27 protein-coding genes are annotated in these 23,905 nt (G+C 64.5%); 11 read left to right on the forward strand and 16 right to left on the reverse strand.

All coding sequences use genetic code 11. From position 1 onward, the window contains the following. The first annotated feature begins 64 nt into the window (after positions 1 to 64). The gene (gene hutI, locus C725_RS06230; RefSeq protein ID WP_008601059.1) at positions 65 to 1,282 is read left to right on the forward strand and encodes an imidazolonepropionase; all 1,218 of its coding nucleotides are present in this window, start codon (positions 65 to 67) and stop codon (positions 1,280 to 1,282) included. On the opposite strand, the gene hutC is transcribed toward hutI (C725_RS06230), so the two are convergent. The 6 genes from hutC to hutI (C725_RS06255) all read right to left on the reverse strand — a co-directional run bounded on the left by hutC (position 1,254) and on the right by hutI (C725_RS06255) (position 9,014). Continuing rightward, positions 1,254 to 2,000 (reverse strand): histidine utilization repressor, encoded by a 747-nt coding sequence (gene hutC / locus C725_RS15720; RefSeq protein WP_078056172.1) that lies wholly within the window; start codon positions 1,998 to 2,000, stop codon positions 1,254 to 1,256. The two genes, hutI (C725_RS06230) and hutC, sit on opposite strands and share 29 nt — an antisense overlap. Before the next feature lie 796 nt (positions 2,001 to 2,796). Beyond that, complete coding sequence (locus C725_RS16655) at positions 2,797 to 3,306, reverse strand: XRE family transcriptional regulator (protein WP_243442709.1); 510 nt, start codon at positions 3,304 to 3,306, stop codon at positions 2,797 to 2,799. Between the two features lie 545 nt (positions 3,307 to 3,851). Continuing rightward, positions 3,852 to 5,513 carry a urocanate hydratase gene (gene hutU / locus C725_RS06240; RefSeq protein WP_008601062.1) on the reverse strand — a complete coding sequence of 554 codons (1,662 nt, stop codon included), beginning with the start codon at positions 5,511 to 5,513 and terminating at the stop codon, positions 3,852 to 3,854. Then, positions 5,510 to 6,307 carry an N-formylglutamate deformylase gene (gene hutG / locus C725_RS06245; protein ID WP_008601063.1) on the reverse strand — a complete coding sequence of 266 codons (798 nt, stop codon included), beginning with the start codon at positions 6,305 to 6,307 and terminating at the stop codon, positions 5,510 to 5,512. Before hutG ends, hutU begins: the two co-directional genes overlap by 4 nt. Then, on the reverse strand, positions 6,304 to 7,821 hold the full coding sequence (hutH, locus tag C725_RS06250; RefSeq protein WP_008601065.1) for a histidine ammonia-lyase: 1,518 nt from the start codon (positions 7,819 to 7,821) through the stop codon (positions 6,304 to 6,306). Before hutH ends, hutG begins: the two co-directional genes overlap by 4 nt. Next, a complete protein-coding gene (gene hutI / locus C725_RS06255) occupies positions 7,815 to 9,014 on the reverse strand; it encodes an imidazolonepropionase (protein WP_008601067.1) in 1,200 nt (399 codons plus the stop codon). Before hutI (C725_RS06255) ends, hutH begins: the two co-directional genes overlap by 7 nt. A gap of 57 nt (positions 9,015 to 9,071) precedes the next feature. On the opposite strand from hutI (C725_RS06255), the gene C725_RS06260 reads away from it, so the two are divergent. The 4 genes from C725_RS06260 (at position 9,072) to C725_RS06275 (ending at position 12,289) form a co-directional block, all read left to right on the forward strand. Beyond that, positions 9,072 to 10,424, forward strand: a complete 1,353-nt coding sequence (locus C725_RS06260) for a formimidoylglutamate deiminase (RefSeq protein ID WP_008601069.1) — start codon at positions 9,072 to 9,074, stop codon at positions 10,422 to 10,424. Further along, complete coding sequence (locus C725_RS06265) at positions 10,421 to 11,113, forward strand: UTRA domain-containing protein (RefSeq protein ID WP_008601071.1); 693 nt, start codon at positions 10,421 to 10,423, stop codon at positions 11,111 to 11,113. Before C725_RS06260 ends, C725_RS06265 begins: the two co-directional genes overlap by 4 nt. Positions 11,114 to 11,245: 132 nt before the next feature. Further along, positions 11,246 to 11,752, forward strand: coding sequence for a CinA family protein (locus C725_RS06270; protein ID WP_008601074.1), 507 nt, complete (start codon positions 11,246 to 11,248; stop codon positions 11,750 to 11,752). Positions 11,753 to 11,818: 66 nt separating this feature from the next. Further along, entirely contained in the window at positions 11,819 to 12,289 is a 471-nt protein-coding gene (locus tag C725_RS06275) for a DUF4262 domain-containing protein (protein WP_008601076.1), read from the forward strand. Positions 12,290 to 12,505: 216 nt separating this feature from the next. Here C725_RS06275 and C725_RS06280 read toward each other — a convergent pair whose 3' ends face one another. Then, positions 12,506 to 12,790 carry a hypothetical protein gene (locus C725_RS06280; protein WP_008601078.1) on the reverse strand — a complete coding sequence of 95 codons (285 nt, stop codon included), beginning with the start codon at positions 12,788 to 12,790 and terminating at the stop codon, positions 12,506 to 12,508. A 247-nt stretch (positions 12,791 to 13,037) separates the two neighbouring features. On the opposite strand from C725_RS06280, the gene C725_RS06285 reads away from it, so the two are divergent. The 4 genes from C725_RS06285 to arfB are packed head-to-tail and all read left to right on the forward strand — an operon-like array spanning position 13,038 to position 15,231. Next, entirely contained in the window at positions 13,038 to 13,466 is a 429-nt protein-coding gene (locus C725_RS06285) for a protein tyrosine phosphatase family protein (protein ID WP_008601079.1), read from the forward strand. A 9-nt stretch (positions 13,467 to 13,475) separates the two neighbouring features. After that, positions 13,476 to 13,865 (forward strand): hypothetical protein, encoded by a 390-nt coding sequence (locus C725_RS15290; protein ID WP_008601080.1) that lies wholly within the window; start codon positions 13,476 to 13,478, stop codon positions 13,863 to 13,865. Next, positions 13,865 to 14,797, forward strand: a complete 933-nt coding sequence (locus tag C725_RS06295) for a sterol desaturase family protein (RefSeq protein WP_008601082.1) — start codon at positions 13,865 to 13,867, stop codon at positions 14,795 to 14,797. The genes C725_RS15290 and C725_RS06295 overlap by 1 nt, the downstream gene beginning before the upstream one ends. Beyond that, entirely contained in the window at positions 14,794 to 15,231 is a 438-nt protein-coding gene (gene arfB, locus C725_RS06300) for an alternative ribosome rescue aminoacyl-tRNA hydrolase ArfB (RefSeq protein WP_008601085.1), read from the forward strand. Before C725_RS06295 ends, arfB begins: the two co-directional genes overlap by 4 nt. A 98-nt stretch (positions 15,232 to 15,329) precedes the next feature. On the opposite strand, the gene C725_RS06305 is transcribed toward arfB, so the two are convergent. The 6 genes from C725_RS06305 to C725_RS06330 all read right to left on the reverse strand — a co-directional run bounded on the left by C725_RS06305 (position 15,330) and on the right by C725_RS06330 (position 20,659). Beyond that, positions 15,330 to 16,670 (reverse strand): ammonium transporter, encoded by a 1,341-nt coding sequence (locus C725_RS06305; RefSeq protein WP_008601087.1) that lies wholly within the window; start codon positions 16,668 to 16,670, stop codon positions 15,330 to 15,332. A 38-nt stretch (positions 16,671 to 16,708) separates the two neighbouring features. Then, positions 16,709 to 16,927 carry a P-II family nitrogen regulator gene (locus C725_RS06310; RefSeq protein ID WP_051051242.1) on the reverse strand — a complete coding sequence of 73 codons (219 nt, stop codon included), beginning with the start codon at positions 16,925 to 16,927 and terminating at the stop codon, positions 16,709 to 16,711. A gap of 179 nt (positions 16,928 to 17,106) precedes the next feature. Next, positions 17,107 to 17,298 (reverse strand): putative signal transducing protein, encoded by a 192-nt coding sequence (locus C725_RS16395; RefSeq protein ID WP_008601091.1) that lies wholly within the window; start codon positions 17,296 to 17,298, stop codon positions 17,107 to 17,109. Between the two features lie 4 nt (positions 17,299 to 17,302). Next, complete coding sequence (locus tag C725_RS06320) at positions 17,303 to 17,884, reverse strand: pyridoxamine 5'-phosphate oxidase family protein (RefSeq protein ID WP_038282156.1); 582 nt, start codon at positions 17,882 to 17,884, stop codon at positions 17,303 to 17,305. A 104-nt stretch (positions 17,885 to 17,988) separates the two neighbouring features. Further along, positions 17,989 to 19,422 (reverse strand): metalloprotease TldD, encoded by a 1,434-nt coding sequence (gene tldD, locus C725_RS06325; RefSeq protein ID WP_038282158.1) that lies wholly within the window; start codon positions 19,420 to 19,422, stop codon positions 17,989 to 17,991. A gap of 46 nt (positions 19,423 to 19,468) precedes the next feature. Continuing rightward, on the reverse strand, positions 19,469 to 20,659 hold the full coding sequence (locus C725_RS06330) for a M48 family metallopeptidase (RefSeq protein ID WP_008601095.1): 1,191 nt from the start codon (positions 20,657 to 20,659) through the stop codon (positions 19,469 to 19,471). Between the two features lie 107 nt (positions 20,660 to 20,766). On the opposite strand from C725_RS06330, the gene C725_RS06335 reads away from it, so the two are divergent. Beyond that, on the forward strand, positions 20,767 to 21,783 hold the full coding sequence (locus tag C725_RS06335) for a glutathione S-transferase family protein (protein WP_008601097.1): 1,017 nt from the start codon (positions 20,767 to 20,769) through the stop codon (positions 21,781 to 21,783). A 63-nt stretch (positions 21,784 to 21,846) separates the two neighbouring features. Here C725_RS06335 and C725_RS06340 read toward each other — a convergent pair whose 3' ends face one another. After that, a complete protein-coding gene (locus C725_RS06340; protein ID WP_008601098.1) occupies positions 21,847 to 22,437 on the reverse strand; it encodes a glutathione S-transferase N-terminal domain-containing protein in 591 nt (196 codons plus the stop codon). Then, positions 22,434 to 22,679 (reverse strand): hypothetical protein, encoded by a 246-nt coding sequence (locus tag C725_RS06345; RefSeq protein ID WP_008601099.1) that lies wholly within the window; start codon positions 22,677 to 22,679, stop codon positions 22,434 to 22,436. Before C725_RS06345 ends, C725_RS06340 begins: the two co-directional genes overlap by 4 nt. A 98-nt stretch (positions 22,680 to 22,777) precedes the next feature. Between C725_RS06345 and C725_RS06350 the strand changes: the two genes are divergently transcribed. Next, positions 22,778 to 23,305 carry a GNAT family N-acetyltransferase gene (locus C725_RS06350; RefSeq protein WP_008601100.1) on the forward strand — a complete coding sequence of 176 codons (528 nt, stop codon included), beginning with the start codon at positions 22,778 to 22,780 and terminating at the stop codon, positions 23,303 to 23,305. Between the two features lie 15 nt (positions 23,306 to 23,320). Here C725_RS06350 and msrA read toward each other — a convergent pair whose 3' ends face one another. Next, on the reverse strand, positions 23,321 to 23,863 hold the full coding sequence (msrA, locus tag C725_RS06355; RefSeq protein WP_008601101.1) for a peptide-methionine (S)-S-oxide reductase MsrA: 543 nt from the start codon (positions 23,861 to 23,863) through the stop codon (positions 23,321 to 23,323). Positions 23,864 to 23,905 lie beyond the last annotated feature (42 nt).

Genomic DNA, 23,905 nt, shown 5'->3' on the forward strand with positions numbered 1-23,905 from the left:
GCAATCCTGTATATACAGCTTCGCTTATCCAATCGGTTTTGCGATCACAAGAAGGTTCTCGACTATGGCCGGCGACTTGATTTTGACCAACTGTTGCATCGCAACGATGGCGGAAAATGCGGCACCTTACGGCCTGATCGAAGATGCCGTTCTCATACTGAGTGGCGACCGCATTGCCTGGGTCGGTCCCAGAGATGCCGCGCCAAGCGCAGAAGGAGAGCGGCAGGATTTGGGGGGGCGCCTAGTGACGCCTGGACTGATCGATTGCCATACGCACCTCGTTTTTGGCGGCGAACGATCGGCCGAGTTCGAAGCGCGCCTGAACGGACAAACTTACGAACAGATTTCAAAGGCCGGAGGAGGCATCGCGTCGACTGTCGCTGCCACACGCGGTTTGTCAGCAGCAGAGCTGGCAAGGGCTGCCTCCAGCCGGCTGGAGGCCCTTCTAAAGGACGGCGTGACTACGGTCGAAATCAAGAGCGGCTACGGCCTGGATTTGGATTCTGAACGGGAAATGCTGCGGGGAGCGCGGCTGCTGGGCGAACGCGGAGATGTCCATGTGCGGACCACCTTTCTCGGTCTGCACACAGTCCCGGCAACTTACCGAGAAAACGCGGGCGACTATGTGGACCTTGTCATCAATGATATCCTGCCGGAGATTGCCAAGGAGGGACTTGCCGATGCCGTCGACGCCTATGTCGAACATATTGCATTTTCCGCCGACGACGCCGGCCGCTTCTTCGACGCTGCGAGGCGCCTGGGACTACCTGCGAAGCTGCATGCAGATCAGCTGAGCGACGCAGGCGGCGTGCGTCTCGCTTCAAGAAGCGGCTGCTTATCCGCCGACCATCTGGAATATGCGAATTCCGGTGATCTACTGGAAATGGCTGCACGCGGGATCGTGGCAGTGCTGCTGCCCGGGGCCTTTTACACGTTGAGGGAAGAGCAAGCGCCGCCGGTCGAGGCACTGCGCCGGCACGGAATTGGAATGGCCGTCGCCACCGATTGCAACCCCGGAACGTCGCCGCTGACATCACTGCTTCTGGCCATGAACATGGCGTGCACGATGTTCAGGCTTACGCCCGAAGAGGCGCTTGCGGGCACCACGCGAGTGGCGGCACGGGCGCTGGGCCTCGAGCGTGAAATTGGCGTCATCGCGCCAGACATGCGGGCGGACCTAGCCATTTGGAATGCGGCCCGTCCGGCCGAACTTTCCTACTGGGTGGGACAATCGCTGCTGGAATGCCGCGTCGTCAGCGGGAAGCGTTTGCGCTCCCATTAACCGTGAACGTAGCAGAAAGCTCAAAACGCGGCGCAGGATGAGTGAGTCTTGCGAAAGAGGCAAGCCGCCCCCCGCTCCAGGTTTTTCGGATCATGATTAGAACTGGCTCGCATGAATCGAGCTCAAGCCGTTCACAGGTGAGTTTATCGGGCATACGCGCCCGCACAACATGCTCAACTCGCTCCAGTGGTGCGACACGGGTAAGATACTCGTTCGGCGTCGTCTGCGCAAAATCTATTTTCCCATATTCGGGCGCAATCGCCGCGAGAACAAGGCGATCTTCAAGCTGGATAGGCACGCCGCCCTCATGGTGGACGATAATCGAATGAAAGACTTTCGTGGATAGCGGCACTCCCAGAAGTGCAGCGTTCGTCACGTTTGCCTTACCGCCCTTGTTTTTTAGCACCTGAGCCGAATATTTGTGGCCGCGCCCCCTTATCTCCTCAGCAATATTGCGGATTTCGATCATGTGACCCACCGGGGCCGGTTCAGCCACAAACGATCCGATGCCACTGCGCCTGATAATGCGGCCCGCAGCCTGCAATTCTCGGAGTGCGCGATTGGCTGTCATGCGTGACACGTCGAAAGCCTGCACCAACTCCGATTCCGATGGCAAACGATCACCGGGAACAAGACGCCCGCTGTCAATAGACTCAAGTATCGACTGTTTTATGGCAGCGTAACGCGGCGTTCCTCTGCTCCCCTCGGTATAAACCATTTAATTCTCAGCACCCTGCAATCTTCGTGGACCCGTATACGGAAGTTAAGGTGCGACGTCAGGGCATCGCCGGGCGCAAAATTGCCGAAGACGCATTTAGCGGCGTTGCCGAAGCGTTTAGCACCGTGGAAGGGGCAATATCTACCATTCATAGAGTCCGTTAATAATCATCATGTGGCATAACGACCCCCATACCCGCCGCAGGCTAGGTCACATACCCATAAGCAGGATTCTCGAGGGCCTTGATTTCTGATTTAGTGTTTCCCGGAAGGGAAACACTGATGGCGCGCTTTGATTTGACGGATCTCGAGTGGTTGGTGATCCAGCCGCTGCTACGACCTAATTTGGTGTTACGTCATAGACTCCAGAAAATGCAACAGAACGCCATAGTCTCAACCGCTACAGATTGCGAAACCGCTCAGATTGTTAAAGGTGGGCCGCGAACGGACCGTCCAGCTTGAATAATTAGACCCGTAGATCCCGCCATTTTGCTACCAACACAAAGTGCACACTACAGAGCCTTTCGGCTGCCCTCGCCCCTAGATACTTCTTTGCAATGCACGCCAGACGAACGAATTAGCCGACGCTTTTTGATATTCGTTGAGAAACTGCGGGGGAGTACCCCGCTCAGGAACTCTTACGAGAACCTAAAATTTAATTTTCACGGTAAATCGATGAAGCGTTATCGCGAAGAGAAAGGCCGGTTTATCAGAAACACTTTCGGTGAGAATTAAAGCGGTCAGTCCGCAATCGCCCCGCTTCGGCCGTCAAAGTGTTTAGGCTAAGTCATGCCTACTCAAGCGTAGCCGCCAACAGCGACGCGGTCCAAATACCTACAAACGGCGTCCGCTTTTCCGTTCTTGACCAACGCCTCAGCGGTTCTTCCAAGCGGAGGTATTGGTTCGGATCGGTACCAAGCCAAAGCCTGATTGGTACCGCCTGTCCACTCTATTACTCGCGATATGATCTCCAACATCTCTCTAACTCTCGACTGGGTACGGGGAGCAGTTTGTTGATCGGCCTTGCTGACTGCTACGAAGTTGAGGCCAGTTATCTTCGCCAACTGGCCCTTGGTAACGTGGAACCCATCTGTCACTCGATCAAGATCGATTAGGCCGGCCTCGTCAAAGTAATGCGTCATTCCAGTGCCAGCGAGTTTTCCTCTCTCTGAAAGTGTTTTGTTTGCACCCCCTTCCTCACAATGTGCTCCCTCATTGGGCACCGCCCCACGCGACGCAACGTCACTTCGGTCGCCGGCATTTCCCGAAGCTCCAAGCTGGCAGCCATTCTTCAGATCAGCGGCCATTGCCTCATCCTTCTGATATGGTGGACCATGCCCAAGACATTCTACAGAATGTTTAGGTAGAGGCGACCCTGAGAAAATGTCGCGATTCCCGAATTCAAGGCAGTACAGCCGCTCGAATAACTGACATGCTGCAGATCGAGAGTTCTCCCGGGAACGCTGTCGATAACCATACGTAATTGCTCATTAGCGATCAGCCCGCTTTCACCACCTCATCCGCTAACATAGGACTTGCTGCAATCAGTCCAATGGTTGTCGTTCCGATAATGGCAGACCACGCAGACAAAACTGCTAGCTAAAGCTCAGCTTCGCAGTGGTACATAAGAGTGATCCACATAAGCCCTTACAAGGCCCGCTCCGTCATTCATAAGAATTTGATTTTGATGGTAACTTTTTATGATCGCCCCCTCCCGTAGGGGTCACCATTCTTCCGAGCCTCCGCGCTTCATAGCCGGAACCATGGGAAGGGCGGGCAGCCCAATCTGCACGCCTGTTTACGAAAGCTTTGGATGCCCCCGTTACGGGCGGCACCGAGAGGTTTGTCCTTCCTACGACCTGGCGACGCTTGGCAGGTCGAGGCCCGCTGTCTTCGCGCATTCGATGGCGAGGTCGTAGCCGGCGTCGGCATGGCGCATGACGCCGGTGGCCGGGTCGTTCCACAGGACCCGTTGCAGACGCGTTGCGGCGTCCTCCGTTCCGTCTGCGACGATGACCATGCCGGCGTGCTGCGAATAGCCCATGCCGACGCCGCCGCCATGATGCAGGGACACCCAGGTCGCGCCTGACGCGGTGTTGAGAAGCGCATTGAGGAGCGGCCAGTCCGAGACGGCGTCGGTGCCGTCGCGCATCGCCTCCGTTTCCCGATTGGGACTGGCGACGGAACCGGAATCGAGGTGATCGCGGCCGATAACGATGGGCGCCTTCAGCTCGCCCGTTCGAACCATCTCGTTGAAGGCGAGGCCAAGCCGGTGACGGTCCCCAAGGCCCACCCAGCAGATACGCGCGGGCAAACCCTGAAAGCGGATCTTCTCGCGCGCCATGTCGAGCCAGTTGTGGAGGTGCTGGTCGTCCGGCATCAATTCCTTCACCTTCGCATCAGTTCGGTAGATGTCTTCCGGATCGCCGGAGAGCGCCGCCCAGCGAAACGGACCGATGCCGCGGCAGAAGAGAGGGCGGATGTAGGCCGGCACGAAACCGGGGAAATCGAAAGCGTCCAAAACCCCCTCGTCGAGCGCCATCTGCCTGATATTGTTACCGTAGTCCACGGTGGGAACGCCCGCCTTCCAAAAGTCCAGCATCGCGCGGACGTGCACGGCCATGGAAGCGCGCGCAGCACGGTCCACGGCCGCGGGGTCGTTCTGGCGCTCCGCGAACCAGCGATCGAGGCTCCATCCCTGCGGCAGATAACCGTTCACGGGATCGTGCGCCGACGTCTGGTCGGTCACCAGGTCCGGTTGCACGCCGCGGCGCACAAGCTCCGGATAGATATCGGCGGCGTTGGCGCAGAGCCCCACGGACAGCGGTTCGCGCGCGTTCGTGACGAGGTCCAGCGCCTCGTCCAAGGTCTTGGCTTCCACATCCAGATAGCCGGTTTCCAGACGCATGGCGATGCGGCTGGGCTGGCATTCGACGGCAAGACAGGAGGCCCCGGCCATCGTCGCGGCGAGCGGCTGCGCCCCGCCCATGCCGCCAAGGCCGGCGGTCAGGATCCAGCGGCCCGACAGGTCGCCGCCATAATGCTGGCGGCCGGCCTCCACGAAGGTTTCGTACGTGCCCTGAACGATGCCCTGGCTGCCGATGTAGATCCAGCTTCCGGCCGTCATCTGGCCGTACATCATCAGGCCCTTGCGATCGAGTTCGTGGAAATGCTCCCAAGTCGCCCACTTGGGAACGAGGTTGGAATTGGCGATGAGGACGCGGGGTGCCATGGCGTGCGTGCGAAACACGCCCACGGGCTTGCCGGACTGAACCAGCAGCGTCTCGTCGTCCGCCAGCCGCTTCAGCACGTCGACGATGCGGTCGAAGCTTTCCCAGTCGCGCGCGGCGCGGCCGATGCCGCCATAGACGACCAGTTCGTTCGGCGCCTCCGCCACGCGCGGGTCGAGATTGTTCATCAGCATGCGCAGCGGCGCTTCGGCGAGCCAGGATTTGGCATTCAGCGTGGTTCCGGTGGGCGCGGCGATGCGACGCTGATTGTCCGTGCGGGTCATGATCGTCCTTTTGCAAAATCGAGGGCGGCGGCGAGGACGTCGCCAAGCACCGCGCGAAGCGGCGCGGCGCGTTCCGGATCATAGGTGGGCGGCCAGTTTCTTTCGTCCGGCACAGCCTCCGGCTCCGCCAGATAGGCGCGCATGGCGATTTCCATCTGCACGGCGTGAATGCCCTCTTCCGGTCGGCCATAGTGGCGCGTCGTCCAGCCGCCGCGAAAACGCCCGTTCAGGACATGCGGCCGAACCGATGCCGCATTCACGACCGCATCGCTGAGCGCGCCATCGCAGGTGCGGCCGCCATCGGTGCCGATGTTGAGTTCCGGCAGCTCTCCCTCGAACAGGCGCGGAACCCGGCTGCGGATCGAATGGCAGTCATAGACGACGATCCGGTCGTGCATTGCGCGAAGTCGCTCCACCTCCCCCGACAGAGCGTCGTGATAGGGATGAAACCAGGCCTGCCGGCGGGCGGCGACCTCCGGGGCGTGGCCGGGCCAGTAAAGCGGCTCTCCGTCGAACGTCTCTGCCGGGCACAGGCCCGTCGTCGCCTGGCCGGGATAGAGCGACTCGTCCGAAGGCGGCCGGTTGCAGTCGATGACGCTGCGCGACATGTCGGTCCACACCATCGTCGCATCGGCGAGCCCTTCATACAGGCTGCGAATGTGCCAGTCCGCATCGCGGCGGGCGAGCCACAGCGAGCGGAACTCGGGCTGCAGTTCCGCCGGTATATCCGTGCCGCCATGCGGGAAGGCTAGGATGAGCGGACTGTCGCCGGGGTCGACGTGCAGCCAGGTCACTCGGCGAGCCCGGGCAGATCCAGCGACGCGATCAGCGCCCCGGAACGAACGATGGAGATGGCGGTCTCGATGTCGGGCGCCATGTGCCGGTCGTCCTGCAGCATCGGCACGGCCGCGCGCAGGGCGGCGCGTGCCGCATCCACCGGGGCGCTGGCCGCAAGCCCCTCATGAAAATCGCACCCCTGAGCGCCGGCCAGCAATTCTATGCCGAGAATGGCATCGACATTCGCAGCCATCGCCGCCAGCCGGCGCGCGCCGTGTGCGGCCATGCTGACATGATCCTCCTGATTGGCGGAGGTGGGAATGGAATCGACGCTGGCCGGGGTCGCCCGCTGCCGGTTTTCCGCCACCAGTGCGGCCGCCGTCACCTGCGGAATCATGAAGCCCGAATTGAGGCCCGGTTTCGGCGTCAGAAAGGCGGGCAGGCCCGACAGCGCCGGATCGACCAGCATGGCGATGCGCCGCTCCGACAGATTGCCGATCTCGCACAGCGCCAGCGCGATCATGTCGGCCGCGAAGGCAACCGGCTGCGCGTGAAAGTTCCCGCCCGACAGCGCCTCATCCGTGTCCGCAAAGATCAGCGGATTGTCGGATACGCCGTTCGCCTCCGCCGTCACCGTCGCCGCCGCCTGCCTGAGAAGGTCGAGCACCGCGCCCATGACCTGTGGCTGACAGCGCAGGCAGTAGGGATCCTGCACGCGAATATCGCCGGTCCGGTGCGATGCGCGAATTTCCGACCCTTGCATCAGCATGCGCAGGGCGGCGGCGGTCTCGATCTGCCCGGCATGACCGCGCAGCGCGTGGATACGCTGGTCGAAGGGCACATCGGAGCCCTTGGCCGCCTCCGTCGACAGAATGCCGCTGAGAAGGGCGGTCCGGTAGAGGCGCTCCGCCTCGATTAAGGCATGCAGCGCATAGGCGGCCGAAAACTGCGTGCCGTTCAGAAGCGCCAGCCCCTCCTTCGGGCCGAGTTCGAGCGGTTCGAGACCGGCGGCGGACAGGGCCTTCTCGGCGGGAACACGATTGCCGCCCACGAAAACCTCACCCACGCCCAGCATGGCGGCCGTCATGTGCGCGAGCGGGGCCAGATCCCCGGATGCGCCGACCGACCCCTGCGCCGGCACGACCGGAACGAGATTCCGCTGCAGCATCGCCAGCAGCAGGGCGACCGTTTCGGGCCGCACCCCGGACGCGCCCCGCGCCAGGCTGGCAAGTTTCAGCCCCATCATCAGCCGCGCGACAGGAACCGGCATGGGATCGCCGACGCCCGCGGCATGGCTGAGCACGATGTTGCGCTGAAGCGCCGCCAGGTCGTCATCGGCGATGCGGACGGTCGCAAGCTTACCGAAGCCTGTATTGATGCCGTAGACAGGCTCCTTCGCCGCAAGGATGCGCTCCACGGCCTGCGCGCTCTCCGCGATCTGCGGTGCCGTCTTCGGATCGAGTTCGACGGGGGTACCGTCCCGCACGTCCCGCCACTGCGCAAGGGTCATCCTGCCGGGTTCGATCAGCATGGTGCACCTCCGTTCCTGATGCGCAGGTGAAGGGGATTGAAGCCGATGCGGTAGACGAGCTCGGACGGGTCCTCCACGTCCCATATGGCGAGATCGCAGACCTTTCCGGCCTGAAGCGTGCCGACCCTGTCCGCCAGGCCGAGCGCCGCAGCCGCGTTCACGGTGACGCCCCGCAGCGCCTCCTCCACCGTCAGGCCGAACAGCGTCGCGCCCATATTCAGCATCAGGAGCAATGAGGTGGTCGGCGAGGTGCCGGGATTGCAGTCCGTCGCCAGCGCGATGCGCGCGCCGTGGCGGCGCAATGCCGCAACCGGCGGGGCCTGCGTTTCCCGCATGAAATAATAGGCGCCGGGCAGGAGCACGGCGACGGTCCCGGCGGCCGCCATCTCCCGCACATCCCCTTCACTGGCATGTTCCAGATGATCCGCGGACAGGGCGCCGTGCCGTGCCGCGAGCGCGCTGCCGCTGAGCGCCGACAATTGCTCGGCGTGCAGTTTCACCGAGAGGCCGTGGTCCCGCGCGGCGCGAAAGACGCGTTCACAGTCCGCCGGGGAGAAGCCGATCCCCTCACAGAAGGCATCCACCGCCGAGGCATGCCCCGCCGCCGCCGGGATCATCTCGTTGCAGACGAGGTCGACATACGCGTCTCGCCGGTTCGCGAATTCCGGCGGCAGCGCGTGCGCGCCGAGGAAGGTCGTCTCGATGCGCACGTCCCGCCGGTCGGCAAGCGCACGCGCGGCGCGCAGCATCTTCAACTCGTCCTCGGTGGAAAGGCCGTAGCCGGACTTGATCTCGACCGTCGTCACCCCCTCGGCGATCAGCGCGTCGAGACGGGGGAGCGCTGCGTCCGTCAACGCCTCCTCGCTGGCGGCGCGAGTCGCGCGCATGGTGGAGAGAATACCGCCCCCTGCCCTCGCGATCTCCTCGTAACTCGCGCCCTCCAGGCGCATCGCCCACTCATTCGCGCGGCTGCCGCCATGGACGAGATGGGTATGACAATCGATCAGGCCCGGCGTCACCAGTCGGCCGCCGCAATCCGTGACGTCCGAATCCCCGGCGGGTGCAGGCGCCTCCTCCATCGGGCCGGCGAAGACGATCCGGCCGCCTGATGCCGCAACCGCACCGCGCTCGATCAGGCCGAGACCATTCTCCGCCATCGTTGCGAGTCGCGCGTTCGTCCAAAGATGATCCATCTGGACACAATTCCGCGATCACCCCATTATGTCTAGACATAATATCGAAGGATGCGGATGACCGGCTACTGGTTCGAGCGTGCGTGGGTGGACGGCGGCTGGCGGGCCGGTGTGCGGCTGACCGTCGGCGACGGACGGTTCCGAACCGTCGAGACGGGGGCCGTGCCAAAGGAAGGCGACGAGCGGCACGCGGCGGGCCTGCCCGGCCTTTGCAACGTGCACAGCCACGGCTTCCAGCGCGGCATGGCCGGCCTGTCGGAGCGCCGCAGCCGGCCGGACGACAATTTCTGGAGCTGGCGGGACATCATGTACCGCTTTCTCGACCGGCTGACGCCGGAGGATGTCGCCGCGATCACCGCACAGGCCTATGCGGAAATGCTGGAGGCGGGCTTCACCCGCGTCGGCGAGTTTCACTATCTGCACAATGATCCCGCCGGCGCCTCCTATGCCAACCCGGCCGAGATGGCAGGCGCCGTGGCCGAGGCCGCCAGGGCTACCGGCATCGGCCTGACGCTGCTGCCCGTCTTCTACGCGCACGGGAGTTTCGGCGGCAGCGAACCGAGCTACGGGCAGAGGCGTTTCCTGAACGATCCGGACAGCTTCGCGCGTCTGATGGAGGCCTCTCGCGGGACGCTCCCCGCCGGCGCGAATATAGGTGTGGCACCCCATTCGCTGCGCGCCGCCACGCCGGAAGAAATCGAGTGCCTGCTGCAGCTTTGCCCGGATGGCCCCATCCACATTCATGTGGCCGAGCAGGTGCAGGAGGTGGACGACTGCTTGGCCTGGAGCGGCGCGCGGCCGGTGGAATGGCTGCTGGACAATGCGCCTGTGGACGAGCGCTGGTGCCTGATCCACGCCACGCATATCGATGAGGGGGAACGCCGCCGCCTGTCCGCGACAGGCGCCGTCGCCGGCCTGTGCCCGATCACGGAGGCCAATCTGGGCGACGGGATCTTTCCGGCCACCGATTATCTGCAAGATGGCGGACGCTTCGCCATCGGAACCGACAGCAACATCCAGATCGATGCGGCGGGCGAGCTTCGCGCGCTGGAATATTCGCAGCGTCTGGCGCAGCGTGCGCGGGCGCTGCTGACAAGCCAAGGTGCATCGCCGTCCGTTGGCGCCTCCCTCTATGCTGGTGCCGCGATGGGGGGAGCGCAGGCGCTGAACTGGGGAACGGGACTGGCGCCAGGACGGCCGGCCGATTTCATGTCCCTGAACATGGCGCACCCCGCCTTCGCCGCCGCCAGCGACGAAACCCGCCTCGACTGCTGGATCTTCGCCGCCGGTGCGGGCGCAATCGACAGGGTCTGGCGCGGCGGCGTTCGCTGCGTAGAGGGCGGTCACCACCACCACGCGCCTGAGATCGCCGAGCGATATCGCCGCTGCATCGCGAGGATCACCGCTTGAAGCGCGTCAATCCCGCACGCCGCATCCAGAGCGACCTTGAGGCGGACATCCGGTCAGGACGGCTGCGACCCGGCGACCGTATCCCGATCGAACAGGACCTGGCTGGACAATATGGCTGCGCCCGCGCGACGGTCAGCAAGGCGCTGGGCGAATTGACGGCGGCCGGCCTGATCGAGCGGCGGCGCAAGGCCGGCTCCTTCGTCGCGCATCCGCCGGTGCATTCCGCCGTCATGACCGTGCCGGACCTGGCCGAATTGATCGAAGCGCGCGGGGAGACCTATCGGTGGGAGGGCCGCTCGGTGCGTACGCTGGGCGACGCGAAAGACCGCGAGTCCCCTCCGGTGTTGCGGATCGAGGGGGTGCATTTCGGCGGCGACGACCCCTTCGCGCTGGAAGACCGCATCATCGAACTGTCGGAGGTGCCGTCCGCCGCGGATGTCGATTTCAAGCGGCAGGCGCCCGGAACCTGGCTGCTGGCCCAACTGCCCTGGACAGAGGCGCGCCATGCCATCCGGGCCGTCGGCGCGAAGAGCGCCGAGGCCAGGGCGCTGCAGGTCGCCGCCGGAACGGCATGCCTGGAGCTGGAACGCGACACGTGGCGCTCAGGCCGTTCGATCACGCATGTCCGGCAGCTGTTTCCCGGGGATCGGTTCGATCTGGTCGCGGAGTTCGGCAATAGCCCTGCCTGACTTGCTCGCTTCGATCATGCGCCCCCCGGCCCCGCGGGGTGCATCCCTGTGGGCCGGAACAGGAGCACGGACCCACCGCCCGCGCGGATCGTTCAGGGTCGGCAGCGTTTCAGGATTGAAAGAGAACAGATCATGTCCGGTGCAACAGCACTTACGGTTCCTGCCGATCTGGAACGATGGGCCGAACGCATTCTTTCCCGCGCGCAAGATCAGGGTCTGTCCCTGGTCACGGCGGAAAGCTGCACGGGGGGGCTGCTCGCCGCCCTCCTGACCGATGTGGAGGGCGTCAGCGGCGTGTTCGAACGCGGATTCGTCACGTACAGCAAGCCGTCGAAATGCGAACTCCTCTGCGTGCCGGAGGATCTGGCGGACCGCTGCGGCCTGGTCAGCGAGGAGGTCGCGCGCGCCATGGCGGCGGGCGCACTGAAACAATCCCACGGCGACATCGCCCTCTCCATCACGGGCTATGCCGGCGGCAGCAAGGATGAAGAACCCGGCCTCGTCCATCTCGCCTGCCAGAGGCGCGGCAGACCGGCGGCCCATCAACACCATCGCTTTGGCGATATCGGCCGCGCGGCGATACGAACAGAGACGCTTCGCGCAGCCCTGGACATGCTGGAGGAGGCGGTCGGCGGCTGACCCGCGCGGCGCATCCGGATGCGGGAGCGCTGGTTTCCCGCCCCGTTAGGCAGTAGGGGGCGCAGGATGAAGCGCGACGACGACAGCGACATCATTCGCGAGCTGGACCGGCAGGTCCGTGCGCGCGGATACACCTTTTTGCATGTCATGGCGGACGAGCGAACCGGGGATATGCCGCTCGCCTATTCCGTCGGCCTCAGCCAGACCGGTGGATATGAACTGCTGGTGGCGGGCGCCATGAGCGAAAGCGAACTCTCGATGTTCATCGAGGGCACCGCCGAATGGCTGGCGGACAATGAATTGGCGCCGGAAGATGGGATGGTCCTGACCGGTGCGTTCCGCCAACCCGTCAAGCTGCGGGCACTCGCCGATCCGAACCGTTCCGTTCATCTGACCTTTGCGCGCCGCTGGGCTGAATCGCGGGGCAAGCGCGGTCCGGCGCGCGCGTTCCAGATCCTCTGGTCCGACCCGGACGGACTTTTCCCGGGCGACGAGGATTATGATCAGGCTATCTGGTCGCAGCCAGTCCTGCCCTGACTTTGCAGCGCTGACATCCGGCCCGCGCTCTCAGGCGTTCGTTGACGACTCTTTAACCGAAGATCGGCCACACGGACTGCGGCGATCCGGCTCGTCCGCATTGCCATGTGCACCCACGGGGTCCGGGATCCTGCGACGGGGTCGTTCGTCGCAGGGTCTTCCCACCATGCCGTGCCAGTGGAACGATCCCCAGCAAACGCCCCATCGCCCAACAGGCTATTCCGCGCCCGGGAGGCTCTGCAACTGGTCGATCCGTTCGGCAACGGCGAGCCAAGCGGCGCGGCCGCGATGGTCGTCCCGCGCGAGCATCCGATTTGCCTCCAGCGACGCCTGGAAAACGGCGTCCTCTGCGAAATGATGCAACATGGTGTCGGCCAGCGCCCAAAGTTCCGCTTCCGGCATTTCATGATCGTCGGCCCGGCGACCGAAGGCGATCGCCTCCATTGCCTGGGCGTGCCCCGTGGCCAGTTCGCGGTGATCGATATTGCGGAGTCCCGCCATCCCCAATCTCCAAAAATGCGGTTCGGACCCTCCCCGGGGGAGTCCCGGCGCTTCGATACGGCGCCCATGTCGAGGCAGAACGAGGCGCTACGTGGATGGTTGCAGTTCGGTTGCGCGATGCAGCGCCGCTCACGACAGATTGCCTTCCAAAAGGGACAGGCAGAGCGTACGCGCCTCGCGCTCGCCACGACATTGCCGAGTGGCGCACGGCCTTCTATGCGAACCGCAAGCGAGAGGGAGCGCAGTTATGGACGTACGAGAGCTGGACGGGTCGGTTGCGGCCGCGCCGCAGATCACGGTGGAGGAGGTGGCCCAGGCGCGGGCGCGCGGCTTTCGCAGCATCGTCAACAACCGGCCGGACGCCGAGGAGCCCGGGCAGCCGAGCGGCGCCGAGATCGAGGCCGCGGCGCACGCTGCCGGTTTGAGCTATGCACATGTCCCGCTTGGTCGCGAGCCGATTTCCGCTGCCCATATCGAGGCGATGCATGCCGCTTTGGAGGCGGCCGAACGGCCGGCACTCCTCTACTGCCGGTCGGGCACGCGCTCGACCGTGCTTTGGGCGCTCGCCAGCGCGGCGAATGGCGCTGACCCCGCCGCGCTGACGGACATGGCGGCAGAGGCTGGATACGATTTGTCGCCCTATGCCGAATTGATGGCATCGCTCGCCTCGCGCTGACGTCCCGCCATGCTGACGCAGGCGCTTCTGTCCGTTGGCGGCATCGCGCTGATCGTGACGCTGGCCTGGCTGTTGTTCGGGCGCGCGCCAAGTGAGCCGCCGGGTGAGCGCGACGTGATGGACGCAGCCCGCGCCGCCCTGCCCCTCTACCGGCCGGTTCGGGCCGTCTGCGGGCGCGACGGGCGCGGCGGATTGGCCGTGGATGCGCAGGGGCGGGTGGCGATCATGAAGCCCCATGGCAGTCATTTCAGCGCGCGCCTGCTCGCGCCCGGCACCCCCGTCCGCATGGAGGATGGTCGCTTGATCGTCGAGACGAAGGAGCGCATGTTCGGTGCCGTGCGGCTGGATCTGGGAGAGGCCGCACCGGAGTGGCTCGCCATGATCGAGGAAGCGCGCTGATGGACCTGCCCGATCCCGTGGCTCTGGCGATACCCGCCTTCATCCTGTTGATGGCGGCGGAAATGGCGTGGATCTGGCGACGCGGCAGAACGGCGGGCCATTATGAATGGCGCGATACGCTGACCAGCCTGCTGATGGGCTTCGGCAGCACCATTGCCGGGCTGCTGTTCGCCGGCATGCTGGTCGGATCGGCGCTGTTCGTGTCGCAGTTTCGGCTGGTGGACCTCGGTTGGGGCTGGTGGGTGTTCCTGCTCTGCTTTCTGGCGGACGATCTGGCCTATTACGCCTTCCACCGGGCCGCGCATCGGGTCCGCTGGTTCTGGGCCAGCCATGTCGTTCACCATTCCAGCCAGCACTATAATCTGTCGACGGCGCTGCGGCAGACCTGGACCGGGACGCTGTCGCTCAGCTTCGTCTTTTCCCTGCCGCTGTTTCTGGTTTTCGACCCCGCCATGGTATTCTTCTGCTCCGGCGTGAACCTGGTTTACCAATTCTGGATCCACACCGAGAGCGTGAAGACAATGCCGCGCTGGTTCGAATTCATCTTCAACACGCCGTCGCACCACCGCGTGCATCACGCGACGAACCCGCGCTGCCTGGACCGCAACTATGCGGGCATGCTGATCATCTGGGACCGGATGTTCGGCACGTTCGAGCCGGAGCCGGCGAACGAACCGCTGCGCTATGGCATCGTAAGGAATCTGGGCAGCTTCAATCCGCTTTGGGTGGCGGCGCACGAGTGGACGGGCATCGCGCAGGATGTCTGGCATGCGCCGGACTGGCGCGCGCGCTGGAACTATATCGCGCAGCCGCCGGGATGGAGTCATGACGGTTCACGCCTGACCTCGGAAGAGATCCGCGCCGGCGTGGCACCGAACCGGGCCGAGGCGCGCGCCGACCGTGACACCGCCCCTCCGCTGCGCCCGGCATGACCGAAACGACAGGGCCGCGTCTCGGGATCGGTCGCGGCCTGTTTCTGGACCCGGCCGACCTGTCGGAGACGTTCCTGCGCGCTGGAGGGCCGGGCGGGCAGAATGTGAACAAGGTTTCGACGGCGGTGCAGCTGCGGTTCGATCTCCGCGCCGCCCGCCTGCCTCTTGCCGTCAAGCGCCGTGCGGCGGAGCTTGCGGGGCAGCGGCTGACGAAGGACGGCGAAATCCTGATCCGTGCGGAGACATACAGGACGCTTGCCGCGAACCGGGAGGATGCCGAGGCGCGCCTGATCGCGCTGATGCGAAAGGCCGCCGTCCCGCCGCAGCGGCGGGTGAAGACCAAGCCCAGCAAGTCGGCGCGGCGCAAGCGGACCGATCAGAAGGTCAAGCGGGGGCAAGTGAAAGCGCTGCGCGGGCGGCCGGACCGCGACTAGCGTTTCGCGCCCCACCGCCGATGGTGGAGTTGGGGCCGGACGCGGTCCCCGCGCGCCCGGCCCCGGCCCCGTCCCTCCACGGGGAAAGCGAATTTCCGTCAATAATTGTAGGCGCGCTCTCCATGCTCGGCGAGATCGAGACCCTGCCGCTCCGCATCCACATCGACCCGGCCGCCGGTCACCAGCCTGGCGATGAAGGCGGCGATGCCGGTGCCGATGGCGGCCCAGACGATGGCCACGAGAACCGCGACGATCTGGATCCACAGCTGCGCGCCGGTCGCCACCGAACCGTCTCCCGGCCCGCCGAGGAAAGGCTGATAGACGATGGCCGTGCCGACCGCACCGACGATGCCCCCGACGCCGTGAATGCCGAACGCATCGAGCGTGTCGTCATAGCCGAGGCGCGGCTTCATCGCGGCGACGGAGAAATAGCAGATTACGGCCGATACCGCGCCGAGCAGGATGGCGCCGAACGGCCCGGAATTGCCGGCCGCCGGCGTGACGGCGACAAGGCCCGCGATGATGCCGGAGGAAAGGCCGAGAGCTGACGATTTCTTGCCCATCGCCGTTTCCGTCAGCATCCAGAACAGACCGCCCGCCGCCGTGGCGACGAAGGTGTTGATCATGGCAAGACCGGCCGTACCGTCCGCCTCCAGCTCCGAGCCGGCGTTGAAGCCGAACCAGCCGACCCAGAGAAGGCCGGTTCCGACCATGGTCAGCGTCAGGGAATGCGGCGGCATCATCTCCCCGGGATATCCTGTCCGCCTGCCGAAGATCATGGCGGCCACCAGCGCGGAAATGCCCGCATTGATGTGGACGACCGTACCGCCGGCGAAATCGAGTGCACCCATCTCCAGCAGCAGCCCGCCTTCTGCCCAGACCATATGCGCGATTGGAAAATAGACGATGGTCAGCCAGATCGCCGTGAACAGCATGACGGCCGAGAACTTCGTCCGCTCGACGATCCCGCCGAGTACGAGGGCAGCGGTGATGGCTGCGAAGGTCATCTGGAACGATATGAAGACATATTCGGAAATGACCGCGTCCGAGAAGGTCGCCGCCGTACTGTCCGTCGTCACGCCGGCAAGGAAGAACTTGCCCCACGACACGAACGCGTTCCCCTCCGGACCGAACGCCTGCCCATAGCCCCACATGACCCAGATCAGCATGGCGAGAGCAGCCACCGCGCCCACCTGCGTCATGGTGGAGAGCATGTTCTTCGTGCGGGTGAGACCACCATAGAACAGGGCGAGGCCGGGCAGGATCATCAGGAGGACGAGGACCGTCGCGGTCATCATCCACGCATTGTTCCCCGGATCGGGCACAGGCGCCGCTGCCGCACCACCTTCCGCCAGCACCTCCTGCGCCCGGGCGGCTGCGCTAAACAGCAGCGCGCCGCCCCCGGCGGCCAGCGTTCGGAAACCGAGCCTCCTACCCATTGCCTTAGTCGCCCTCATTCCGGTCGGTTCCTCTTGTCTCACAGCGCCGTTTCCGCGGTTTTGCCCGTACGCATGCGCAGCGCGTCCCCGATCCCCAGCGTGAAGATCTTGCCACGCCCGAGAGCACCGGTATTTGCGGCATCGCGGATTGTTTGCACGATGCGCGAGGCCAGATCGGCGGTCGCCCCGAGGGCGTGGCGAACCTCCTTCAGCGTGTACGGCTTGATGATGGCAATGATCAGCTTCACCCGGCGCATGCCCCCTTCTCCACGCGGCCGAATACGGCCCCCGCAGGTCACTCTATGGCAGGAACTATGCCAAAGGCAGGAACTATGCCAAACGCTGCTCTCTTGGAGTTGCAGCGCAGGAGCGGAAGACCTGACACGTCAGAAGGCGTAACGATCCGCCCAATTCACGGGCATCACGCAGCTATTGCCTAAATTTCCAGCACAGCCTTGGCATCCGCTTCGTCGTCCGGATGCACCATCAGGCGGGACGGCATGAGCGCGCCGCCGAGCAGCCCGGAAAGATTGTGGTCGAGGAGCAGCGACTCGATTCCGGCGGAGGCGAGACGGGCGCGGGCAAGGTCCGCCTCCACCGGCGCATAGAAGACGGCGATTTCGATCATGGGGCTAGAGCGACTTCGCACCCTTCCCGCCGGCGGGGCCGAAATAGCGGTCGGTCGGCCGGATCGGGAGTCCGTCGATCGAGCGGGTTCGCGATTGCACGACTTCAACCCAGGCGTCACCGTCGGCACCGGCATGCGCCTTCGTCAGCGTGTCGCGCGGGCGCTCCACATGCATGACGGGTACGCCCCAGCCGCAACTCGTCTGCACGCTTTCAACGGCGATAGAAAAAATCTGCCGTGTGCCGGTCAATATCTCGAACTGCGGCGCCAGCGCATCCCAGTCCGCGTCCTGTGGCAGCACGGCGCGGCCGCGGCCATAGATTCGCAGGATGTTGGCCGGGTTTTCGAAGCCGCAAAACATGATCGTGATGCGTCCGTCCGCCGCCAGATGCGCGTGCGTCTCATTGCCGGAGCCGCCCAGGTCGAGATAGCCGACATGATCAGGCGTTAGCACGCGAAACGTATCCAGCCCCTTCGGACTGAGATTGATCCGGCCGCTTGCCGCTGCGGTGGCGGTGAAGAACACCGGTTGCCGCCTGATAAAGGCGATATGCTTCTCGCTCAGCGCATCGGAGAATTCGGCCATGCACAGCATGATAGGGGGTTCGCGCGCCGCTGGCGAGAGGTGCGCGCGTTACCGAAGAGTCGTTGTCTCGCCGCCCGGTCGCAGGGGGCGCCCCGGGGTGGCGGTCAGGCCGACGCCGTGCCGCCGACGGTCAGCCCCTCGGCCAGCAGAGTCGGCTGCCCGACGCCAGCCGGGACGGACTGGCCGCCCTTGCCGCAAACGCCGATCCCCTCGTCGAGAGCGAAGTCGGTGCCGATCGCCTTTACGCGGTTCATCACCTCCGGCCCCGATCCGATCAGCGTCGCGCCCTTGATCGGCCGCGTGATCTTACCGTTCTCGATCAGATAGGCCTCGGTGCACGAAAAGACAAACTTGCCGCTGGTGATATCCACCTGCCCGCCGCCGAAGCTTTTCGTGTAGATGCCGTTGCCGGCGCGTTTGACGATCTCCTCCGGATCGTCATTACCCGCGCGCATGAAGGTATTCGTCATGCGCGGCATCGGCGCGTGCGCGTAGCTTTCGCGGCGACCATTGCCAGTGGGCGCTACGCCCATCAGGCGTGCGTTCAGCCGATCCTGCATATAGCCCTTCAGCACGCCGTCCTCGATCAGCACATTCTCCTGCGTCGGCGTGCCCTCATCATCGATGGTCAGCGAACCCCGCCGCTCGTCGAGATCGCCCTGATCGACGACGGTCACGCCCTTCGCCGCGACCTGTTCGCCGATGCGGCCGGAGAAGGTCGACTGGCCCTTGCGGTTGAAATCGCCCTCCAGCCCGTGGCCGACGGCTTCGTGCAGCAGCACGCCGCACCAGCCGGAGCCGAGGACGACATTCATCTGTCCCGCCGGCGCATCCACGCTGTCGAGGTTGGTCAGCGCCTGGGCCAGCGCCATGTCGATGGACCGCTGCCAACTCTCCTCGTTCATCAATCGCTCCAGGTCATAGCGACCGCCAAGGCCGTGATAACCGCGTTCGCGCCGGCCGTTCGACTCTGCCACGATCTCGACGTTCAGGCGGACGAGCGGGCGGATGTCGCGTACCGTGAACCCGTCGGCGCGGACGATCTCGACCGCCGAATGGCTCGACACCATGGAGATGGAAACCTGACGCACACGCGGATCACGGGCACGCGCGGCTGCGTCGATGCGGCCGAGCAGCGCCACCTTGTCGGCGAACGGCGTCGCGTCGAGGGGGTTCGCATCTCCATAGAGGCGCTGATTGGTGCGCACCGGCGGCTGCACCTGAATCGCGTCGTGCCCCTTCGCCGCCAGGCCCACCGTCTCCCCGGCGCGGCGGATGGCTGCTTCGGTCATGACGTTCGAATGGGCAAAAGCGGTCTTCTCGCCCGCGAGACCGCGCAGGCCGAAGCCGCGCATATGATCGTAATTGGCGCTCTTCAATCGTCCATCGTCGAAGGAGAAGCTCTCGGTCACGGCGTTCTGGACATAGAGCTCCCCGTCGTCGGTGCCGCGCAGCACGTCGGCGACGATGGCGGGAATACGGGCGGGGTCGAGTTCGGTGCCGCCATAGAGCTGCACCTGCGGGTCGGTCGTGGTCATGCCCACCATATGAGAGGGACCGGCGCCCGATGCCACCCCGATGCCGTTATTCCGCCTCCTCCAGATGTTCAGCCTTCCACTGCATGGCGGTGGTCGCGCGCGTGCGGCCGGACGGGTGGTCAAAGAAGATGCGCTCCTCCCACAGACCCGGTTCCAGCTTTCTGTAGGTGGACAGCTTCATGGCGATGGCGGCGAAACCATCCGGTTCCCGTGCCGCGTTCAGGCCGAAGACATCAGCCTCCTGCTCGCTTGTCCGGACCATCGTGTTTGTCACCGGCGTCAGCGCCAGAAAGAACAGGGACAGGACGATGGCGGCAACGGGGATGATGGTGCGGTCACCGAGGGAGGATATGCTCCAGGCCGCGCCCCTGCGCCGAACAGCCGCATGGCCGGCCCAGGCCAGGATGCCGAACAGGACGAGGATGATGAGCGCGAAGACAGGTATCATCTTCGGAATGTGATTGAGGACATAATGGCCGAGCTCGTGCCCCATCACCGCCTTCACCTCTGCCGGAGAGCCCTGTCGCAGCAGATTGTCATTGAGGCTGATGCGGACGGTCGGGCCGAGACCCTGCACGTTCGCGCTGATGCGGTTCGACTGGCGAGAGGCATCGACGACATAGACATTGTCCGCCGGCACGCCGTTCGCGCGGGCCATGGACAATATGTCCTCCTTCAGCGGACTTTCCTGCATGGGCCGATAATCGTTGAACAGGGGCGCGACGAGGACGGGCGACACGAGGATCATGAACGTCATCACGGCGATCATCAGGCCCGTTCCCCAGGCCCACCATGTACGCGGCGCGCGGCGGATCACCGCCAGGATACCGGCCGCGACCAGCGCGAAAACCACCGCGCCGAGCAGGAGCGAGAGGCCCCACTCGCCAATCCAGGCACCGAAATCCTGTGTGGACAGTCCGTATCGATGCTCTCGTACGAAACCGGTGTAGATCGTCCAGGGAAGCAGGATGAGCGAAATCGCAAGCATGTAGATCGCCGCAAAGACGATGTCCGCCAGCCAGACGCGCTTCGTCCGCCGCTGAACCGCAGCGGACACCCGCTTTGCCCATCCGAAATGAAGGATCGCCCAATTGACCGCCACGGACAGGAGGGCGCCCCAGAGAAGAAGCCAGTACCCGCCCTCAAAGTACGCATCGGAATTCGCGCGCGCGGCGCCGCTGACGGTGGCGAGGTAGCGCTGCACCTCTGCCGCGACATTGAACTGATCAGGATCCATGATGGCCGCCCTCCCCCCCCAAGAAACGAACGCTGTTTTATTTCTATAACACACTCATGTAAAGCACCAGGGTGATGGGCCGCGGCGAGAGGTATAGTTTCCATCCCATGTACCGACTCTACGGCCTTCGCCCGTCCTTCTACACCCGCAAGGTCGCGGCCATGCTGACGGCCATGCGCCTGCCGCACGAGGATCTTCTGAAAAGCGCGGACATCGCCGCCGAGATCGAGGCGGCGGTGGACGGATACCGCAAGTTTCCCGTCGTCGAGACTCCGGAGGGCGACTGGCTGAAGGATTCGACGGACATCGGCCTGGCGCTGGACGCAGCGCATCCGGACAGGTCGATCCTGCCCGACGACCCTGCCATGCGCGCCGCCGCGCTGATGCTGGACGACTGGATCGACGAATGGCTGATCCGCCCGGTGCTGCACTGGCGCGTGACGGACGAGGACAATCGCCGCTGGACTGCACGGCATGCGGTCGCCGGCATGAACGGCGAACCGGACCCGGGCGAGGATTCCGGCCCCGCCTACGACCATCCGGGCGTCGGCTATGCGATGACGTTCTTCGCCGGCGCGGGGGCCGTCAACCGGGTCGGCGCCGACTATGAGAATGAGGTTCTCGACCTTCTGACGCGCGCCGCCGACGCGCTGAGTGCGCATTTCGAGATGCGGCCCTTCCTACTCGGAACGCGGATTTCGCTTCCCGACTTCGCACTTTACGGCATGCTGGAGGCCGGTTTGCTCTGGGAACCGGCGGCGCGCGCATATGTAGAACCGCGGTGGCCTGCCCTGCGCGCCTTCAAGCGCCGCGTCGAGGGCGTAGAAGCGGGAGAGGGCGTTTTCGATACGGCGGACACCGCACCGCCCACGCTGGCGGCGTTGGTGCGGATCGCGGGTGACGATTTCGCCGATTTCCTTGCCGCCAACGCTCGCGCGCTCGCTGCCAATGAGACCGGAGCCACCTGGGCTGGCAAGCATATGCGAACACGCGGCTTCACGGAGAAATGCCGCCAGGCGACGGGGCGCACGATCACCGCCCTGACGGACAGCCAGAAGGAATCTCTAAGGACGCTCGGCGCGGACCGGTTAATGGCAGCTTATCTGGGCGACGGATCGGAGTGAGAGCACGTCCGCTTCGGCGGCCGCGCCCTCACTTCGCGAATCGGCTTCGGTATCTGCCGCGGATCAGGCCAACCCCTCCGCTTCCATGGCCTGCTCGACGGCGGGACGCGACAGGATACGCCCGCGATAGAAGCCTAGGCGGTCCGACACGGCAATGCCCATCTTGTCGGCCCAGAGCAGCATCACGATCGCGTAGCAGTCGGCGATGGAGAAGCTCGGTCCGGCAACATATTCATCCTCGCCCAGCATCTGCGACAGGTGACTGAACTTGTCCGAAAGCGTCTCCTTCGCCTTCTCCTTGTCGGCGTCGGACGCGCCCTTGAACAGCGGCGCGAAGCCCTTGTGCACCTCCGTCGTGATGAAAGCGACGGCCTCCAGGACGCGGTAGCGTGCCGCGCACTCCTTCGGCAGCAACTGCCCGGCCCTTTCGGCGATCATGATCAGAAGCGCCGCATTTTCGGTGAAGACCTGTCCGTTCTCCTCAAGCGCCGGGACCGCTCCTTTCGGATTGATCTCGCGGTAGTCGCGGCCGTCCTCGGTGGTCTTTGCCTTCAGGTCGACATGCACAAGCTCATGCGGCAGTCCCGCTTCCTTCAGCGCGATATGATCGGCAAGGCTGCAGGCGCCGGGTGAGTAGTACAGCGTCAGGCTCATGAACGGTCGGCCTGACCGTCGCGCGCACTGCCCTTCCGATCTTCGAATTGCTGCTTGTCCTCCTTGGTGACACCCTCCTGCGCTTCGGGGTCGCGCACGCGCTCCTCGCTGGCCTGCGTTGCCACATCGGTCTGCAGATCGCCGCCGGCGCGGCCCTGCTCGTCAGGGGTGGCCGGGCCTTCGGTCAGCGGCTTGTCGTCGTGGCGCCTTGCCGTTTCGGTGCGGCGGTTCTCGTCTGTCATGGCTTGTCCTCCATTGGTCACTGCCCTGCCAACGTAGCGCCGCAGCGCCCCGTTCCGATGCTTGCCAAGCAGAGGCCACTCAGGCATCCGCACAGGCCATGGACGACCTCGATTTTTCCTTGCGCACGGCAGGTCCGCAGGATGCAGAGCGCCTGTCTCTCATCGGTCAGGCGACGTTCCTCGAAAGCTTCGCGGACATCCTGCCCGGAGAGGACATCGTTCTCCACTGCCGGCGGCAGCATGCCGAGGCGGACTATCGTCAGCGGCTCGCCAGTCAGGGCCATGCGCTTTGGCTGGCGGAGCTGCGGAAGGGCGCACCCATCGGCTACGCGGCGCTGTCGCCCCCGGACCTGCCGACGGTGGAAGCCGCAGAGGGCGATGTCGAACTCAAGCGAATCTACGTCCTCTCCCGCTTCCACGGCACCGGCGTCGCGCGGGCGCTGATGGCGGCAGCGGTCGAACGGGCGAAACAGATGAACGGCCGCCGGCTATTGCTCGGCGTCTATGGACGCAACGGCCGCGCCATCCGTTTCTATCAGAAAAACGGCATGACGATCATCGGCACCCGCCAGTTTCAAGTCGGCGAGAATCATTATGACGACGTGGTGATGGCCCGCGAACTCTGACGCCTCGAAACAGAGTTAGTCCGCCACGCCGGGTTTCAATTTCTCACGATACTCTTCCCGGAATTTCCGCACCTTCGGACCGACGACGAAGTTGCAATAGGGTGTCGTATCGCCGGTGCGGGCGTAATAATCCTGATGCTCGCGCTCGCCGGGCCACCATTTCCCCTCCTCGATGGTCGTGACCACCGGATCGTCCCACAAGAGATTGGCGCGCTCGATCGCAGCCTGCGCCTCGGCGCGCTGACCGTCGGACAGGGGGAAGATGGCGCTGCGATATTGCGGGCCGACATCGTTCCCCTGCCGATCCTTGGTCGTCGGATCGTGAATGTGGAAGAAGATATCGAGCAGGTCCTCGTACGTCAGTTCGGCGGGGTCGAACTCCACCTTCACCGCTTCCGCATGGCCGGTCTCCTTGCCGCAAACCTGCTCGTAGGTGGGATTTTCGACGTCACCGCCGATATAGCCCGATTCCACATGGCTGACGCCCTTCAGATCGTCGAACACCGCCTCCAGACACCAGAAGCAGCCGCCGGCAAGAATCGCGGTTTCCGTGGACATGACATAATCCCTTCATCGAAAAGCGTTTGATACCGGATGTCG

The sequence above is a fragment of the Pacificimonas flava genome (assembly GCF_000342165.1).
Classification (GTDB): domain Bacteria; phylum Pseudomonadota; class Alphaproteobacteria; order Sphingomonadales; family Sphingomonadaceae; genus Pacificimonas; species Pacificimonas flava.

What these genes read in the sequence shown, in the direction of transcription:
- hutI (WP_008601059.1), top strand. Translation starts at nt 65, where the DNA reads ATGGCCGGCGACTTGATTTTGACCAACTGTTGCATCGCAACGATGGCG.
- hutC (WP_078056172.1), bottom strand. Translation starts at nt 2,000, where the DNA reads ATGGTTTATACCGAGGGGAGCAGAGGAACGCCGCGTTACGCTGCCATA.
- C725_RS16655 (WP_243442709.1), bottom strand. Translation starts at nt 3,306, where the DNA reads ATGGCCGCTGATCTGAAGAATGGCTGCCAGCTTGGAGCTTCGGGAAAT.
- hutU (WP_008601062.1), bottom strand. Translation starts at nt 5,513, where the DNA reads ATGACCCGCACGGACAATCAGCGTCGCATCGCCGCGCCCACCGGAACC.
- hutH (WP_008601065.1), bottom strand. Translation starts at nt 7,821, where the DNA reads ATGCTGATCGAACCCGGCAGGATGACCCTTGCGCAGTGGCGGGACGTG.
- hutI (WP_008601067.1), bottom strand. Translation starts at nt 9,014, where the DNA reads ATGGATCATCTTTGGACGAACGCGCGACTCGCAACGATGGCGGAGAAT.
- C725_RS06260 (WP_008601069.1), top strand. Translation starts at nt 9,072, where the DNA reads ATGACCGGCTACTGGTTCGAGCGTGCGTGGGTGGACGGCGGCTGGCGG.
- C725_RS06270 (WP_008601074.1), top strand. Translation starts at nt 11,246, where the DNA reads ATGTCCGGTGCAACAGCACTTACGGTTCCTGCCGATCTGGAACGATGG.
- C725_RS06275 (WP_008601076.1), top strand. Translation starts at nt 11,819, where the DNA reads ATGAAGCGCGACGACGACAGCGACATCATTCGCGAGCTGGACCGGCAG.
- C725_RS06280 (WP_008601078.1), bottom strand. Translation starts at nt 12,790, where the DNA reads ATGGCGGGACTCCGCAATATCGATCACCGCGAACTGGCCACGGGGCAC.
- C725_RS06285 (WP_008601079.1), top strand. Translation starts at nt 13,038, where the DNA reads ATGGACGTACGAGAGCTGGACGGGTCGGTTGCGGCCGCGCCGCAGATC.
- C725_RS15290 (WP_008601080.1), top strand. Translation starts at nt 13,476, where the DNA reads ATGCTGACGCAGGCGCTTCTGTCCGTTGGCGGCATCGCGCTGATCGTG.
- C725_RS06295 (WP_008601082.1), top strand. Translation starts at nt 13,865, where the DNA reads ATGGACCTGCCCGATCCCGTGGCTCTGGCGATACCCGCCTTCATCCTG.
- arfB (WP_008601085.1), top strand. Translation starts at nt 14,794, where the DNA reads ATGACCGAAACGACAGGGCCGCGTCTCGGGATCGGTCGCGGCCTGTTT.
- C725_RS06305 (WP_008601087.1), bottom strand. Translation starts at nt 16,670, where the DNA reads ATGGGTAGGAGGCTCGGTTTCCGAACGCTGGCCGCCGGGGGCGGCGCG.
- C725_RS06310 (WP_051051242.1), bottom strand. Translation starts at nt 16,927, where the DNA reads ATGCGCCGGGTGAAGCTGATCATTGCCATCATCAAGCCGTACACGCTG.
- C725_RS16395 (WP_008601091.1), bottom strand. Translation starts at nt 17,298, where the DNA reads ATGATCGAAATCGCCGTCTTCTATGCGCCGGTGGAGGCGGACCTTGCC.
- C725_RS06320 (WP_038282156.1), bottom strand. Translation starts at nt 17,884, where the DNA reads ATGGCCGAATTCTCCGATGCGCTGAGCGAGAAGCATATCGCCTTTATC.
- tldD (WP_038282158.1), bottom strand. Translation starts at nt 19,422, where the DNA reads ATGACCACGACCGACCCGCAGGTGCAGCTCTATGGCGGCACCGAACTC.
- C725_RS06330 (WP_008601095.1), bottom strand. Translation starts at nt 20,659, where the DNA reads ATGGATCCTGATCAGTTCAATGTCGCGGCAGAGGTGCAGCGCTACCTC.
- C725_RS06335 (WP_008601097.1), top strand. Translation starts at nt 20,767, where the DNA reads ATGTACCGACTCTACGGCCTTCGCCCGTCCTTCTACACCCGCAAGGTC.
- C725_RS06340 (WP_008601098.1), bottom strand. Translation starts at nt 22,437, where the DNA reads ATGAGCCTGACGCTGTACTACTCACCCGGCGCCTGCAGCCTTGCCGAT.
- C725_RS06345 (WP_008601099.1), bottom strand. Translation starts at nt 22,679, where the DNA reads ATGACAGACGAGAACCGCCGCACCGAAACGGCAAGGCGCCACGACGAC.
- C725_RS06350 (WP_008601100.1), top strand. Translation starts at nt 22,778, where the DNA reads ATGGACGACCTCGATTTTTCCTTGCGCACGGCAGGTCCGCAGGATGCA.
- msrA (WP_008601101.1), bottom strand. Translation starts at nt 23,863, where the DNA reads ATGTCCACGGAAACCGCGATTCTTGCCGGCGGCTGCTTCTGGTGTCTG.